Source organism: Ventrimonas sp. (assembly GCF_048380235.1).
Taxonomy (GTDB): Bacteria; Bacillota; Clostridia; order Lachnospirales; family Lachnospiraceae; genus Brotaphodocola.
Window position 1 is genome coordinate 1 of the sequence record NZ_DBFCCJ010000044.1, and the last position, 1,375, is coordinate 1,375.

Consider the following 1,375-nt stretch of genomic DNA (forward strand, 5'->3'; position numbering starts at 1 on the left):
CATCAACCGGTATTTTATCGACCACCCGGAAATGGTGTTGGGCAGACAGGAGCCGGTAAGCACCGCTCATGGTATGGACTACACCGTGAACCCTATCGAGGGACTGGAGCTTTCCGACCAGCTGCATGATGCTGTGAAGTACATTCATGGCACTTATCAGGAGGCAGAGCTGCCGGAGCTGGGCGAAGGCGAAGCCATTGACACCTCCATTCCTGCCGACCCAAATGTGAAGAACTATTCCTATGCCATTGTAGACGGGCAGGTGTACTATCGGGAAAACAGCCGCATGGTGCGCCCTGACCTCAACTCCACCGCCGAAGCCCGTGTGAAAGGTCTTGTGGGACTGCGTGATTGTGTGCAGGAACTGATCGACCTTCAGATGGATGCAGTGGTTCCAGACAGCACCATTACCCAAAAGCAGGCGGAACTGAACAGCCTCTATGACAGCTTTTCTGCAAAATATGGCCTTATCAATGACCGTGCAAACCGACTGGCCTATGCAGATGATTCTTCCTATTACCTGCTCTGTGCGCTGGAAGTCATCGACGAGGACGGGAAACTGGAACGTAAGGCGGATATGTTCACCAAACGAACAATCAAGCCCCATCAGGCAGTGGCTACTGTGGATACGGCAAGCGAAGCACTGGCGGTGTCCATCTCGGAAAAAGCCTGCGTAGATATGAGCTATATGAGTCGGCTTACCGGAAAAACAAAAGAAGCACTGGCCGGAGAACTGCAAGGCGTGATCTTCCGTGTGCCGGGACAGCTGGAACAGGACGGCACACCCCATTATGTGACTGCTGATGAATACCTTTCCGGCAATGTACGCCGCAAACTGCGTCAGGCGCAGCGGGCGGCACAGCAGGACCCTTCTTTTGCAGTCAATGTGGAAGCTCTTACCGCCGCCCAGCCCAAAGACCTGGATGCGTCGGAAATTGAGGTGCGTCTGGGCGCTACCTGGATTGACAAGGAGTACATCCAGCAGTTTATGTACGAGACCTTCAACACCCCGTTTTATCTCCAGCGCAGCATTGAGGTCAACTATTCCTCCTTTACTGCTGAATGGCAGATCAAGGGGAAATCTTCTGTATCCTACAACGATGTGGCAGCTTATACCACCTTCGGAACCAGCCGCGCCAACGCCTACAAGATTCTGGAGGATTCCTTAAACCTGCGGGATGTCCGTATCTATGACACCATAGAGGACGCAGACGGAAAAGAGCGCCGCGTACTAAACGCCAAGGAGACCACTCTGGCTGCCCAAAAACAGCAGGCTATCCGGGAAGCCTTTAGGGACTGGATCTGGAGAGACCCGGAGCGCCGCCAGACTTTGGTGCGCCAGTATAACGAAGAAATGAACTCTACCCGTCCCCGC

General features: G+C 53.8%; 1 pseudogene. It reads left to right on the forward strand.

The window, feature by feature from the left end:
• Window positions 1-1,375, forward strand: a pseudogene (locus tag ACMP1L_RS07885) (SNF2-related protein); the annotation flags it as partial.